This window comes from Brevibacterium moorei (assembly GCF_024580735.1).
Classification (GTDB): domain Bacteria; phylum Actinomycetota; class Actinomycetes; order Actinomycetales; family Brevibacteriaceae; genus Brevibacterium; species Brevibacterium moorei.
The window spans coordinates 1-12,672 of sequence record NZ_JANIJX010000009.1; the positions used below are offsets into that span (position 1 = coordinate 1).

Annotated in this window: 10 protein-coding genes; 5 read left to right on the forward strand and 5 right to left on the reverse strand. The window is 68.0% G+C overall.

All coding sequences use genetic code 11. The annotated features are described in order from the left end of the window. Positions 1 to 107: 107 nt before the first annotated feature. The gene (locus NQ034_RS07540; protein ID WP_257048040.1) at positions 108 to 1,253 is read right to left on the reverse strand and encodes a hypothetical protein; all 1,146 of its coding nucleotides are present in this window, start codon (positions 1,251 to 1,253) and stop codon (positions 108 to 110) included. Positions 1,254 to 1,618: 365 nt separating this feature from the next. Between NQ034_RS07540 and NQ034_RS07545 the strand changes: the two genes are divergently transcribed. The 5 genes from NQ034_RS07545 to NQ034_RS07565 are packed head-to-tail and all read left to right on the forward strand — an operon-like array spanning position 1,619 to position 7,284. After that, positions 1,619 to 3,871, forward strand: a complete 2,253-nt coding sequence (locus tag NQ034_RS07545) for a CocE/NonD family hydrolase (RefSeq protein ID WP_257048042.1) — start codon at positions 1,619 to 1,621, stop codon at positions 3,869 to 3,871. A gap of 11 nt (positions 3,872 to 3,882) precedes the next feature. Then, a complete protein-coding gene (locus NQ034_RS07550; RefSeq protein ID WP_257048043.1) occupies positions 3,883 to 4,884 on the forward strand; it encodes an ABC transporter substrate-binding protein in 1,002 nt (333 codons plus the stop codon). A gap of 20 nt (positions 4,885 to 4,904) precedes the next feature. After that, a complete protein-coding gene (locus NQ034_RS07555; protein WP_257048044.1) occupies positions 4,905 to 5,909 on the forward strand; it encodes an ABC transporter ATP-binding protein in 1,005 nt (334 codons plus the stop codon). Continuing rightward, a complete protein-coding gene (locus NQ034_RS07560) occupies positions 5,902 to 6,621 on the forward strand; it encodes an ABC transporter permease (protein WP_257048045.1) in 720 nt (239 codons plus the stop codon). Before NQ034_RS07555 ends, NQ034_RS07560 begins: the two co-directional genes overlap by 8 nt. 3 nt (positions 6,622 to 6,624) lie before the next feature. Further along, a complete protein-coding gene (locus NQ034_RS07565) occupies positions 6,625 to 7,284 on the forward strand; it encodes an ABC transporter permease (protein ID WP_257048047.1) in 660 nt (219 codons plus the stop codon). Positions 7,285 to 7,297: 13 nt separating this feature from the next. Here NQ034_RS07565 and NQ034_RS07570 read toward each other — a convergent pair whose 3' ends face one another. Genes NQ034_RS07570 through NQ034_RS07585 form a run of 4 tightly spaced genes read right to left on the reverse strand, consistent with a single transcriptional unit; the run spans position 7,298 to position 12,650 of the window. Continuing rightward, the gene (locus NQ034_RS07570; RefSeq protein WP_257048049.1) at positions 7,298 to 8,995 is read right to left on the reverse strand and encodes a thiamine pyrophosphate-binding protein; all 1,698 of its coding nucleotides are present in this window, start codon (positions 8,993 to 8,995) and stop codon (positions 7,298 to 7,300) included. Further along, positions 8,988 to 10,187: a Glu/Leu/Phe/Val dehydrogenase dimerization domain-containing protein gene (locus NQ034_RS07575; RefSeq protein WP_257048050.1), complete on the reverse strand. Its 1,200-nt coding sequence runs from the start codon at positions 10,185 to 10,187 to the stop codon at positions 8,988 to 8,990. The genes NQ034_RS07570 and NQ034_RS07575 overlap by 8 nt, the downstream gene beginning before the upstream one ends. Positions 10,188 to 10,209: 22 nt before the next feature. Beyond that, positions 10,210 to 10,821 carry a TetR/AcrR family transcriptional regulator gene (locus tag NQ034_RS07580; RefSeq protein ID WP_257048053.1) on the reverse strand — a complete coding sequence of 204 codons (612 nt, stop codon included), beginning with the start codon at positions 10,819 to 10,821 and terminating at the stop codon, positions 10,210 to 10,212. Between the two features lie 2 nt (positions 10,822 to 10,823). Continuing rightward, positions 10,824 to 12,650 carry an ABC transporter family substrate-binding protein gene (locus NQ034_RS07585; RefSeq protein ID WP_257048054.1) on the reverse strand — a complete coding sequence of 609 codons (1,827 nt, stop codon included), beginning with the start codon at positions 12,648 to 12,650 and terminating at the stop codon, positions 10,824 to 10,826. Between the last annotated feature and the right edge of the window lie 22 nt (positions 12,651 to 12,672).

The window sequence follows — 12,672 nt, forward strand, 5'->3', positions numbered from 1 at the left end:
GGGATCGGCCCGGGCATGGATGACGAGCGCGACGGCGCGAGCCTTGAGTTCGTCGGTGTATTTCACTGGCACGAGAGAATCTCCTTCTTCCAATCTCCCTGCCTCTATTATTCCCGGGGCGATTCAGGGATGTGGTAGCTGCGGGCGTGTTCGTCGAGGATGGTGCCAGTTGCTGGGTCGGTGAGGAGGCGGCGCAGTGAGGGTGCTTGTGAGGCGAGGTGGCAGGCGATGTCGGCGGGGATGGGTCCTTTGCCTGCGAGTTGTCCGGGGAGCGGTTCGTCGCCGGTGAGGGTGAGGAAGGGAACCGTGGTGGAGACCTGGGCTTGAGAGGCCAGCCAGGAGTCATTGCGCGGGATGGTCACGGTGACCTGATGGATAGCGTCGACCAGCTGGGCAGGCGCTTGGCCGTCCGCGTTGTTGGTGGCGTCAGACTCCTGCGTGTCACCTGCGGGTGCTTCCGAGGAAGCCGCCGTGGCAACTTCCGTCACCGTGATGTCCAGGCTGTGCGGGGTGTTGATGAGGATGTCGAACATGAGTTGGCCAAGGTTGCGGTCATCCGTGATGGTGTGGGAATCCGCTTCTTCGAGGAGGACGGGATCACCCTTACGGATAAGCCGCGCGAAGGCCCTGAGACGTGCCTCCAGAGCGGTCAGGATGTGGACGGGGCCGGAGAGTTCGAGGAGGCCGAGTCCGTTGCCCAGGTCGGTGAGGTGAACACCTCGTTCTTCGAAGGCGTGTTCCGCCGAGTGTTCGGGGGTTTTGAGTAAAGCGACGGCCGCGCTGAGAGCCGCGCGGTAATGGGTCGCGCTGGTGGTGGGTGCCAGCTGGGCCAGTGCCCGGTCGAGGTAGTCGTAGGAGCCGGCTTCGATGTCTTGGGCGCGGGAGGTTGTGTGGTCGTAGAGGTCGAAGGGTAGGTTCCCGGACTGCATGGCGGTGGTCAGCCGGGGGAGGAGGAACCGTCCTTTGAGGATCCGTGTGGCGAAGGCCCGAACTTGACCACGGGTCTTTCCCAGCGTGGTGGCGAGTTCCATCCAGGTGGTGGCGGGTATGGCGGTGAGTAGGTCTTTGAGGGCTTCGATGATGGCCTGTGGGTTGCGGGTGTTCGGGGCATCATCAGAGTTACCGGCGTGTTCGATTTCCTTCACGGTGGTGCCGGTGGCGGTGAGGAGGTAGTCGATGATGGTGGACCAGCGTCCGGATTGGATGTGTTGGTAGTCGTCTTGTACCGCGCGGAGACTGGGGAGAGTGGTCATCATTCACCTCCTTGACAGGTGTCGTGTCCGTGCCGATTCGTAGTCTGAAGGAGCCGGACTGCGGTGGATCGCCGATGATCTACCGATATCCATATTCTATTACATTGTGAACGCTTTGGGTAGAGCTAATCGAAGATTGTCACAGAGATATTTTTCTATCCACAGACTGTTGACGCACAGTCACATCTAGATACACATCTGTGGATTAGACCTGTGTATATGTGGATAACGTGGGGACTTGGCAGAACTCGCCGCGTCCCCTGGGAACGGCGCTACCGAACACCCTCCAATCGGACCCCGCACCCCATGTCACCTGGTGAGATGCCCTCATTTCCCACAGTCCTCCTTGATAGAATCGGCCCATCATGACTGAACCGACGCCTGAACCGATGACGCCCGCACAGCAGACCTCCACGGACTCCTTCCGCTACCGCAGCGATCCCCTGCCCGTGCACGTCATCGAGAACGCCCGCATCCCCCTGGCCGACGGCGTCGAGCTGTCCGCCCGCGTCTGGCTGCCGGCCGACCGGCACACGCAGCTCGACGCGACCCAGACCTCGGGCGATCGGGGAGACGCCGGTACGCAGGGATTCGAGCCCGTGCCGGCAGTGCTGGAGTACATCCCCTACCGCAAGAACGACATGACCGCCGCGCGCGACCAGACGATCCACCCGGAGTTCGCCCGGGCCGGCTACGCCAGTGTGCGCGTCGACCTGCGCGGCTGCGGCGATTCCACCGGAGTGATGACCGACGAGTACTCGGCCACGGAACTGGACGACGGCCTGCAGACACTGGCCTGGATCGCCGCCCAGCCGTGGTGCAACGGCAAGGTCGGCATCATCGGCAAGTCCTGGGGAGGGTTCAACGGCCTACAGCTGGCGGCCCTGCGCCCGCCGGAACTGGCCGCCGTCATCACCGTGTGCTCGACCGACGATCGCTACGCCGACGACGTCCACTACAACGGCGGGGCCATCGTGGGCGACCAGATGCTGTCCTGGGCCTCGACCATGTGGGCCTACAACGCCCGCCCGCAGGACCCGGCCGTGGCCGGGGCCGGCTGGCTCGAGGACTGGAAGCACCGGATCGACGAATCGCCGAACAACATCGCCGAATGGCTGGGACATCAGCGTCGCGATGCCTACTGGAAGCACGCGTCGGTGTGCGAGACCCCCGAGGCCATCGAGGTCCCCGTGCTGGCCGTCGGCGGCCTGCAGGACGAATACCGCACGACCCTGTTCCGGCTGATGGAGAACGCCGCCGAGCAGCGGCGCACCAACCCCGACTACCCGCCCATCCACGCCCTGCTGGGCGGGCACGCCCACAACTATCCGCACCAGGCCGCGCCCGGGCCCGGTTACGACTTCATCGGCGAGGCGATCCGCTGGTGGGACAAGTGGATGAAGGGCATGGACAACGGGGTGCAGGACGATCCGCAGTTGCGCGCCTTCGTCCCCGACAGTGCGCCGATCGGCTCCGATCGGGAAACCCGGCCCGGCCGCTGGGTGGCCGAACAGGTCTGGCCCAGCCCGCAGGTGGCCGAGGTCGAATACGGCACCGCGGCTCCAACCGGCTCTGCAACCCCTGCTGCACTCACCGCAACCCCCGCCGGTCCCCGGACCCTGTCCTCGTCGGTGCTGTTGGGCTTCGACGGCGGCAGCTGGCTGCAGTTCGGTGAGGCCGCCGGCATCCCGGGAGATCAGGCCAGGGACGACGCCCAGTCCTTCACCCTGAGCTGGCCGGCCGCCGAGGGTCTGGAGATTCTGGGCACCCCGCGAGTGCGGGCCACCGTGTCCTCGAGTGCCGACCGCGGCGTGATCGCAGCGCGCCTGTGCGATGTGGACCCTGCCGGGCAATCCCGCCTGCTGACCCTGGGCCTGTTCAATCTGACCCACCACACCGGCCACGAGTTCCCCGAACCACTGACGCCGGGAACCCCGGTCGAGCTGGACTTCCCGCTGCTGGCGACCGCGGCTCGGCTGGCTCCGGGTCACAGCCTGCGCCTGAGCATCTCCGCAAGCTATTGGCCGAACCTGTGGCCCTCGCCCGGGGAAACCCTCATCACCGTGCACGATGCGAACCTGCTCGCCCCCGTGCGCACGGCTGCGGACCCGGTGGCGGATTCGGCGCTGAGCGCACGGGTCACCGCGGCCCTGGGCACGCCGCCGGAGCCACCGGAGAACACGATCGACGCGGACTATGCGCCGATGACGCGGACCCTGGAGACCGACCTGGTGACGGGCCGGACCAAGGTGGAGACCTTCACCGAATCCTGGCAGACGGACCTCGCCGATGGACTGTTCTACTACTCCTCCGAACGCGACTCCTACTTCCGGACGGCCGGGGACTCCTCCTCTCCCGAGGCCGTGTGCGAGCGCAGCATCCGCTACCGGCGCCCTGGACTGCCCGATGTGCAGGAGGCCCCCGGCCGGGCCCACACCGCGCAGGCGGACGCCCCGGCGGCGGCTGATCACGGCTGGGACGTCGAACTGCGCACGCGCAGCCGGATGACCGGGGACGCCACGAGCTTCACCGTGACGAACGAGCTCGTCGCCTACCACGATGGGGTGCCCTTCCACCGGCGGAGGACCAACACCACGGTGCCCCGCGATCTGAACTGAGGTGCATGCGGATGAATGGACCCGGAAACGACGGAATTGGAAACGACGGACCCAGAACACATAAGTCGCGCAGCCGCGGGCCCCTGACCCGGCGCGGCGCCCTGGGACTGCTGGGCGCGGGCCTGGGCGCCGGGCTGGGGCTGGCGTCCCTGGCCGGGTGCGCGGGCCCGGCAGGGGCCGAGGCCTCGGGGAGGAAGGGCGGGAAGCGGAGTCTGACGGTCGGCTCCAAGGGCTTCGCCGAAAGCTGGGTGATGGGCGAGCTCTATGCCCAGGGCCTGCGGGAGCGCGGCTACCGGGTCGATTTGAAGACCAATGTGGGCTCCAGCGACATCATCTATTCGGCTCTGCAGTCCGGGCAGATCGACATCTACCCCGAATACACGGGCGTGATCCTGGTGAACTTCATACACGAGGACCGGCTGATGGATTCGGCGCGCGAGACCTACGATCTGGCGGCGAAATGGGCCGCCGGCGAGCATCTGAGCATGCTCAAGGCCACCCCGTTCGAGAACAAGAACGCGATCGCGGTGCGCCGGGAGTTCGCGCACGAACACGGCCTGAAGACCATGTCGGACCTCAAGGGGATCGGCGACTTCACCTATTCGACCTACCCGGACAATGTCACGGGCGCCCAGGGCTATGAGGGCATTGTGAAGGCCTACGGGCTGGACAATATGAAGCTGAAGACCCTGAGCATCGGCCTGAACTATCGGGCGATCGAACGCGGAGAGATCCAGGCGGCCGATGTGTTCACCACCGATCCGCAGCTGTTGCGCTCGGACCTGGTGGTGCTCGAGGACGATAAGAAGATCTACGGCTTCCAGAACGTGGTGCCGCTGATCCGCCAGGATGTGATGGATACCGTCGACGATGACCTCACAGAGTTCCTCGACACCCTGCACTCCCTGCTCACCACCACCGCGATCCAGGCGCTCAACGAGGCGCAGGCGATCAACCGGCTGGACCCGGCGCAGGTGGCCAAGACCTTCCTGCAGGCCAACCGGCTGATTTGAGCGGACCCGATCCGATACGAATGCGAGTTGAGAACACGATGATCGAATTCGTCGACGTCACCAAGGTCTATCCCGGCCAGAGCGAACCGGCCCTGGCCGGGCTGAACCTGAGCGTGGGCGCGGGCGAGCTGGTGTGCCTGGTGGGGCCATCGGGCGGTGGCAAGACCACCGCCCTGCAGCTGGTCAACCGGCTGATCGACCTGAGCTCGGGGAAGATCCTGATCGACGGGAAATCCATTATGGACATCTCGCCCATCGAACTGCGCCGCACGATCGGCTATGCGATACAGGCATCCGGCCTGTTCCCGCACTACACGGTCGCGGAGAACATCGCCACGGTGCCGAAGATCCTGGGCTGGGACAAGCAGCGGATCAAGGACCGCACCGTCGAACTGCTGGAACTGGTGGGCCTGACCCCTGTGGACACCTGGCTCAAGCGCTATCCCGGCCAGCTCTCCGGAGGGCAGCAGCAGCGCGTGGGGATCGCCCGCGCCCTTGCGGCCGATCCGCCGGTGATGCTGATGGACGAGCCCTTCGGGGCCCTGGACCCGATCACCCGGGTGTCCGTGCAGGACGAGTTCCTGCGGATCCAGCGGGCCGTGGGCAAGACGACGCTGTTCGTGACCCACGACATCGACGAGGCGATCAAGATGGGCGATAAGATCGCCCTGCTCAAGCCCGGCGGCAGGCTGGCCCAGTACGGCACCCCGCAGGAGCTGCTGAGCCACCCGGCCGATGACTTCGTCGCCGAGTTCCTGGGCGCCGAACGCGGCCTCAAACGCCTGGCCCTGGCCACCGTGGGCGAGGTCCTGGCCGCGCGCCAGGGCGCTGCAGCTTCGGCCGAAACGGCTTCCTGGCCCGAGGCCGCACCCGCCCTGACTCTGCGCGAGGCCCTGTCGCTGGTGTCGGCGGCAGGAGCCGGGGGTGCCAGGGTCGTCGAAGCAGGCCGGGCGCTGGGCACGGTGAGCCTGCATGAGCTGGTGTGCGCACCGGGCACCGGGGTCGCCGAGGGCAGCGATGAGTGAGTTCGCGCCGGCGGGCGATCCCGTCATCCCCGACTACGGCACCGCGACCGACTGTGTGGCCAATGATGGGCTGTTCTGCACCGGCTGGTTCGTCCAGCAGTGGCCCAGCGTGTTCTGGCCCGCCCTGGTCTCCCATATCTACATGGTCGTCATCGCGGTGGTCGTGGGCTTCATCATCGCCTTCGCCGCCGCCCTGCTGGCGTACCGGAAGAAGTGGCTGGCCGGGCCGCTGAACTGGGTCGCGACGATCCTCTACACCCTGCCGCCGCTGGCGCTGTTCCAGCTGCTGGTCCCCTTCACTGGCCTGAGCATGTGGACGGTGGAGATCGCGCTGGTCTGCTTCACCCTGCTCATCATCTTCCAGGCAGTGCTCTCCGGTCTGGCCGGGGTGCCGGCCGAAGTCAAACGGGCTGCGACCGGGATGGGACTGGACTCCGGCCAACTGCTGCGCCAGGTCGAGCTGCCGCTGGCACTGCCCGCGATCATCTCCGGGGTGCGGATCGCCACGGTGCTGACCGTGAGCATCGCGACAGTCGCGGCCTTCGTCGTCGATGCGGGCCTGGGCTCGCCGATCATCAAGGCCGTGTCATCGCCGTTCAACACGCAGTTCATCGCCGCCGGCGCGCTCGCCGTGCTGCTGGCCTTCGCACTGGACGGCCTGCTGGTCATCCTGGGCCGGATCGTGACCCCCTGGACGAAAGCGAGGGCCTGAGCCATGGAATCCGTATTCGGGGCCTTCCCCTTCATCGCGAACAATCTGGGCCTGCTGCTGGAGAAGACCGGCGAGCACCTGGTCATCAGCCTCATCCCGATCGCCGCCGCGATCATCGTGGGCGTGCCGCTGGGCGTGTGGCTGGGCCACATCCACCGCGGCGAGTTCCTGGCGGTGAGCGTGACGAACATCGGGCGCGCACTGCCCAGCCTGGCACTCGTCGCGATCCTCATCGGCCTGGTGGGCATCGGAATGCTCAACGCCGTCATCGCGCTGTTCCTGCTGGCCTTCCCGCCGATCCTCAGCTACGCCTTCCAGGCGGTCGACTCGGTCGACCGGGACCTGAGCAGAGCCGCCAGGGGAATGGGCATGACGCCCCTGCAGGTGCTGACCAGGGTGGAACTGCCCTTGGGCCTGCCGATGATCATCAGCGGCATCCGGACCTCCGTGGTGCTCACGGTGTCATCGGCGACGGTCGCCACGATCGCCGGCTCCGGCGGGCTGGGCGATATCATCCTCAACCAGGTCGCCTACGGGATGGCCGGCGTGGTCGCCGGCGCCCTGTGGGTCGCCCTGCTGGCGATCCTGCTCGACCAGCTGCTGGCCTGGCTGCTGCGCGCGGTATCGCCCTCGGGGGTCAAGTACCTGCAGGCGGCCGGCTAACCGGGGCCCCGGCTCACCAGCGCACGTGCAGCACGGTGGGGCGATCGGCCGCCAGCGCGCGCTGAAGTCCCTCACGCAGCGCTGCGGCGTCCTCGGGCGCTTCGCCGGCACAGCCCATGGCCCGCGCCAGGGCCACGAAGTCCACGCCCGGCAGGTCCACCGCCTGCACGGGATCGTGGCGGGCCACCATCTCATCGCGGATCTCACCGTAGCCGCCGTTGTCGACGACCACGATGGGCAGGGCCAGGCCCAGGTGGGCGGCGCACGCCAGTTCTGAGACCGTGAACATGATCCCGCCGTCGCCCTCGAGCACCACGATGGGGGCCTCGGGTTCGGCCAGTTTCGCGCCGATCCCGGCCGGCAGCCCGTAGCCCAGGGTCCCCAGGCCCGAGGGGTAGAGCAGGGAGCGGGGCCGGTGCGCCGGCAGCAGGCCCAAGGCGCCGTAGTACGAGGCCTGGTTACTGTCCGCGGCCAGCACGGCCCGGCCGGCGGTGGCCCGGTCGATCGCCTCGACCACGGGCAGGTGCCCGCCGGCGGTGCGCAGCGCCTGGGCGCGGATCGCCTGGCGCAGCCGCCCGGCCGACTCCGGCAGCCCGACCGACTCCACCGGCGCGGTCTGCTGCACGGTCGGTTGCGCGGGTGCGGAACCCGCTGCGGCCTCGGCCCCGGCAGTGCGCAGAGCGGCGGTCAGAGCGGTCGTCCCCACCGCCGCATCGGCGAGTACGGGCACGGTGGCCGTGGCATTGGCGCCCAGCCCGTGGGGGTCGACGTCGATCCGGATCACCGGTGTGTCAGGCGGGACGGGGCCGGCCCACATATCCGCCGGTGCCAGTTCCGTGCCGATCGCCACGAGGACCACTCCGGGCCGCGCCAGGTACTCCAGCAGGGCCGGTTCGTGGATCCCGGCCCCGGTGAACAGCGGGTCGTCGGTGGGCACGATGCCCTTGCCATTCGCGGTGGTCAGCACGGGGGCCGCGAGCAGGCGGGCCAGCTCAAGCACCTGCGCGGCCGCGTGCGAGGCCCCGCCTCCGGCGATGATGACCGGGCGCGCGGCCCCCTGCAGCAGGGCTGCGGCCGAGGCGATCGCCCGCTCGTCAGGCGGCAGGGGAGCGCCGAGTACGGGCACCGGAGCGGGCAACCGGGGACCGTCCGCGGGCAGCGCGGCCGGCAGCAGGTCCAGCGGGATCTCCAGGTGCACGGGACGCGGCCGGCCCCCTGTCAGCAGTGCGAAGGCCCGAGTCACGGCAGCCGGGATGTCGGCCAGGGACTCGATCCGCCAGGCCGCACCCGCGACCGCCTCCAGCGCGCCCAACTGGTCCTTGACCTCGTGCAGATAGCCGTTGCCGCCGCTGGGATGGGCCAGGGGCAGGCCGGGGGAGATGGTCAGCAGGGGGATCGAATCGGAGTAGGCCTGGGCGACGGCGGTGACCGCGTTGAGGATGCCGGGGCCGGTCGTGGTGATGCACACCCCGGGCCGCCCGGACAGACGCGCATAGCCGTCGGCCGCGAACCCCGCACCCTGTTCGTGCCGCGGATTGACCGTCCGGATGCCGGAGGCGGCCAGTGCTGCGAAGAGGTCCAGATTATGGGTGCCGGGGATGCCGAAGACGGTGTCGACGCCGTGGGCCGCCAGGGCCTCGACCAGCAGCTGGGCGCCGGTCCTGGCGTCCTGTGGCACGGTGTTCTTAGATGCGGCGGCGTGCTCAGTCATTGTGTCCTCCAGAGGTGTGGGTCGCAGTAGGATCGGCCAGTGCCCGTCGATTGTGTTCCACGATGCACAGGGCACCGGAGCGCACGGTGTGATCGCCGGCCAGCTCGAAGGCCAGGCGCGTCAGCCGGTCCAATTCCCGGTCGATCATCGCGAAGGCCGAATCGACGTTGGGTTCGACATCGCCGAACAGGGTCCACCACCACCAGGCGTTGGTGGCCGAATTGGCCAGGAAGTCCGGCACCACCGGCACCCCGCGGGCGGCCAGCAGGGATTCGGCCACCGGCAGCACCGGCATGTTCGCCGCCTCCACGATGAGCGCTGCGGTGATCCGGTCCTGATTGTCCGGAGTGATGCAGTAGGACACCGCCGCCGGCACCAGGACCTCGCAGTCGATGCCCAGCCAGGCGTCGCGCTCGAGCACCGCATCGCCCGGGCCCAGGGCCGAGCGGTCGATGCGCCCGGCGGTGGTCCGCGCGGCCAGCAGGGCCTCGACGTCCAGACCGGCCGGGTTGGCGATCGTCGCGTCGATATCGGACACGGCGACGATCCGCAGGCCGGCGGCGGCTAGGAACCGGGCGCTCGCCCCGCCCATCGAGCCGAAGCCCTGGACCACGGCGCGCGCGCCCCGGACCGGGATGCCCAGGGTGTCCAGGGCGCTCAGGGCCGCCCGTGCCACGCCGCGCCCGCCCACCAGCAGGTCCAGCCCGATCCCGCCCGAGGTGACGGCCGCCGCGGCGGCCAGCTTCGCCTCGGCCGCGGTTATCGTCTGCGCCGAGGCGCCCAGGCGCTGGTAGGCCGCCTGCACTCCGCTGCGCAGCCCGGCGGCGGTGACGGCCGCGTCGAGGCCCTCCTGGCGGATCCCCAGGTCCTCGCCGACGGCCCAATAGGATTCGAGGATCGGGCGCAGATCGGCGATGAACCGATCGAGCACCGCCTGTGCGTCGGGGGCGTCCGGATCGTAGTCGATCCCGCCCTTGGCCCCGCCGAAGGGCAGGTAGTTCGCGCCAGGCCGGAAGTGCAGGGCCTCCTTGAGCGACATGGCCCGCGCCAGGCCCCTGACCTCGTCGAGGGTGCAGCCGGGGCGCATCCGCAGGCCCCCGCTGGCGGCCCCGCCGAGCAGTTCGGTGATGACGACGTGGGCGGTCGCAGGGGAGTGGCGGTCGTGCCAGGCGATCTCCAGGAAGTTCTGCATGGAGCTCCTTACCGTTGTGGAGTTATTGTTGCGGGATCAGGCGGTCGGCGGGAATGTCGAGTTCCCGGGCCAGCGCCTCGGTCGCCCAGGCCCGCAGGGTGTCGGCGGGCAGGTCGCGGCGGTAGACGACCTGCTGGATGGCCAGCCCGTCGAGCAGCGCATGGACCCGCAGCGTGGCCGCGCGCGGATCGGCCACCCGGAACTCACCGGCGGCCCGCCCTTCGGCCAGCAGGTCACAGAAGGCGGCCTTCCAGCGGTCGTCGAGCTCCCGGGTGATCGCGGTGGCCCGCTCATCGCGGCCGGCGAACGCCCAGCCCTCGATCCAGAAGCGCCAACCGGCTGCCCGCTCGCTGGGCGCATACCAGCGCAGCATGCCGGGCAGGCGCTCGCAGGCGCTGCCGCCGGCGCCGGCCAGGTCCTCGAGCCGGGCGATGTCGCGATCGGCCACGAACTGCAGGGCCTGGGTGATGAGGGCGTCGAGGGTGGAGAAGTGGTACATGATGAGCGCGGGGCTCACCCCCAGTTCGCGTGCCACATCCGCCACTCGCACGCCGCCGGTGCCGTGTGCTGCGATCTGGTCGGCGGTCGTCTCCAGGATCTCCGCGCGGCGCTGCTGCGAGGTTTTGCGCGTCACCGTCAGTCCTGCACGGTCCAGTCCTGGAAGTTCCAGAACAGGGTGGGCATGACGGTGATGGGGTCGACTCCCTGCACCCTGTTGCGGGAGGACACGATTGCGGGGAACTGGTAGAGGATCGTGCCGTAGGCATCGTCGACCAGGTGCTTTTCGACGTCGCCCAGCAGGGCCGTCTGTTTGGTTTCGTCGGTTTGGGTCTGCAGATCGTCCAGCAGCTTGTCCACCGTGGGGTTGGAGTACTTGCCGGCGTTGTTGGTCCCGCCCGTGCGGAAGTAGGAGTCGGTCTCCGTCTTCGCGGTGGTCTCCGTGGCCCAGCCGAACAGCCCAGCGTCGTAGGTCTCCGTGTTGTTCAGGTGTGCGCTCCACTGTGGGTCGGCATTGGCGACGACCTCGAAGCCGGCCTTCTCCGCGCTCTCCTTGATCAGCTGGAAGACCTGTTCGCGGCGCGGATTGTCCTTGGCGTAGAGGATGCGGACCTTCGGTTTGTCCGCGCCGGCCTCCTGCAGCAGGGACTTGGCCTTGTCCGTGTCGAGGGTGCCGAAGCCGTCCTTGAGCCCGTTCTGCGCGACGATCGTGTCGTACGCGGGCGAGCCGGGGACCTGGGTGAAGGAATCGCGGGTGGTGGCGTCCGGGTTCAGCGGCTTGATGATGTCGTCGACGATCTTCTGGCGCGGCACCGACATGAGGAACGCCTGCCTGACCTTCTTTGCCTTCTCCTTGTCCCCGCCGTAGCTGGCCGGATCGAAGGGGCCCTTGTTGTCGAATACCGTGTCGAGGTGTTCATAGGTGCCGTCCAGGCCGTTCTGAGTGGTCACCCCGTCGAGTGCATCCAGGGATTTGCGGATATCGGCTGTGGGCTGCGGGTCGATCACGTCGACCTCGCCGTTCTGCAGGGCCTGGACCGCGGCGGTGGGGTCCTCGTTGTAGCGGATGGTGATCTTGTCCAGCTTGGGTTTGCGGCTGCCCTGGTAGTCATCGCGGCGTTCCAGGGTGACGTACTGGTCCTTTTTGAACTCCGTCATCTTATAGGGCCCCGTGCCGATGAGCAGGTCCGGGTCGTCGGGCAGTGTGGTGAAGTCGAAGCCCGAGTTCCAGACATTGGCGATCTTCGCCAGTGCGGCCTTGTCGTCGTCTTTGAACGCCTTGAGGATGGCGGCGTTGGCCTTGGTGGGATCGTCGATGCCCAGGGCCTTCTTCGCCACGATGTGGGCGGGCAGGCCGGAGTCCTGGATCGTCATATTGATATTCCAGTCGGCGAAGGGCCGGGAGTAGGCGAAGGTCGCGGTCTTCCCGTCAGCGGAGACTTCGGGGAAGTCCTTGATCAGCGCCAGCCCGGGGTCGGCGGAGTTGAAGATGACGCTCTTGCCCTTCTGCTTCTTCACGTAGCCGTCCTCGTCGGTGGCATCGGCGGCCTCCTTGGTGTTGAAGTTGCCACTGCGCGCGCCCCAGGCCAGCACCAGGTCGGCCGCGGAGTAGGGCGTGCCGTCGGACCATTTCGCGGTGTCCGCGATCGAGTACTTGACCTTCATCGGCTTATCGGAGACCTTCTCCACCGTGCCGAAGGAGGGATTGGGCTGCAGCTTGAGGTCCTTGTCGTAGTAGGAGAAGGCGTCGTTCATCATGTAGGTGACGTTCGAATTGGTCACGGCATTGCCGCTGTTGGTCTCCGCGTTCATGGAGTAGAAGACCTGATCGGACATGACCGAGACCTCGGAATTCCCGCCGCCGGCCTCCTGGGCCGGTGAGTCCGCGGTGTTCGGCGTGCACCCGGCCAACAGCAGGGCCGTGGTAGCCGACAGGGCGCAGATCGTCTTGGTGGGCTTGAACATGGGAGTGTCCTCTCAAGGTGGC

Coding starts and splice junctions, on each gene's coding strand:
- NQ034_RS07560 (WP_257048045.1), top strand. CDS start 5,902: ATGAGTGAGTTCGCGCCGGCGGGCGATCCCGTCATCCCCGACTACGGC.
- NQ034_RS07540 (WP_257048040.1), bottom strand. CDS start 1,253: ATGACCACTCTCCCCAGTCTCCGCGCGGTACAAGACGACTACCAACAC.
- NQ034_RS07575 (WP_257048050.1), bottom strand. CDS start 10,187: ATGCAGAACTTCCTGGAGATCGCCTGGCACGACCGCCACTCCCCTGCG.
- NQ034_RS07555 (WP_257048044.1), top strand. CDS start 4,905: ATGCGAGTTGAGAACACGATGATCGAATTCGTCGACGTCACCAAGGTC.
- NQ034_RS07545 (WP_257048042.1), top strand. CDS start 1,619: ATGACTGAACCGACGCCTGAACCGATGACGCCCGCACAGCAGACCTCC.
- NQ034_RS07570 (WP_257048049.1), bottom strand. CDS start 8,995: ATGACTGAGCACGCCGCCGCATCTAAGAACACCGTGCCACAGGACGCC.
- NQ034_RS07585 (WP_257048054.1), bottom strand. CDS start 12,650: ATGTTCAAGCCCACCAAGACGATCTGCGCCCTGTCGGCTACCACGGCC.
- NQ034_RS07565 (WP_257048047.1), top strand. CDS start 6,625: ATGGAATCCGTATTCGGGGCCTTCCCCTTCATCGCGAACAATCTGGGC.
- NQ034_RS07550 (WP_257048043.1), top strand. CDS start 3,883: ATGAATGGACCCGGAAACGACGGAATTGGAAACGACGGACCCAGAACA.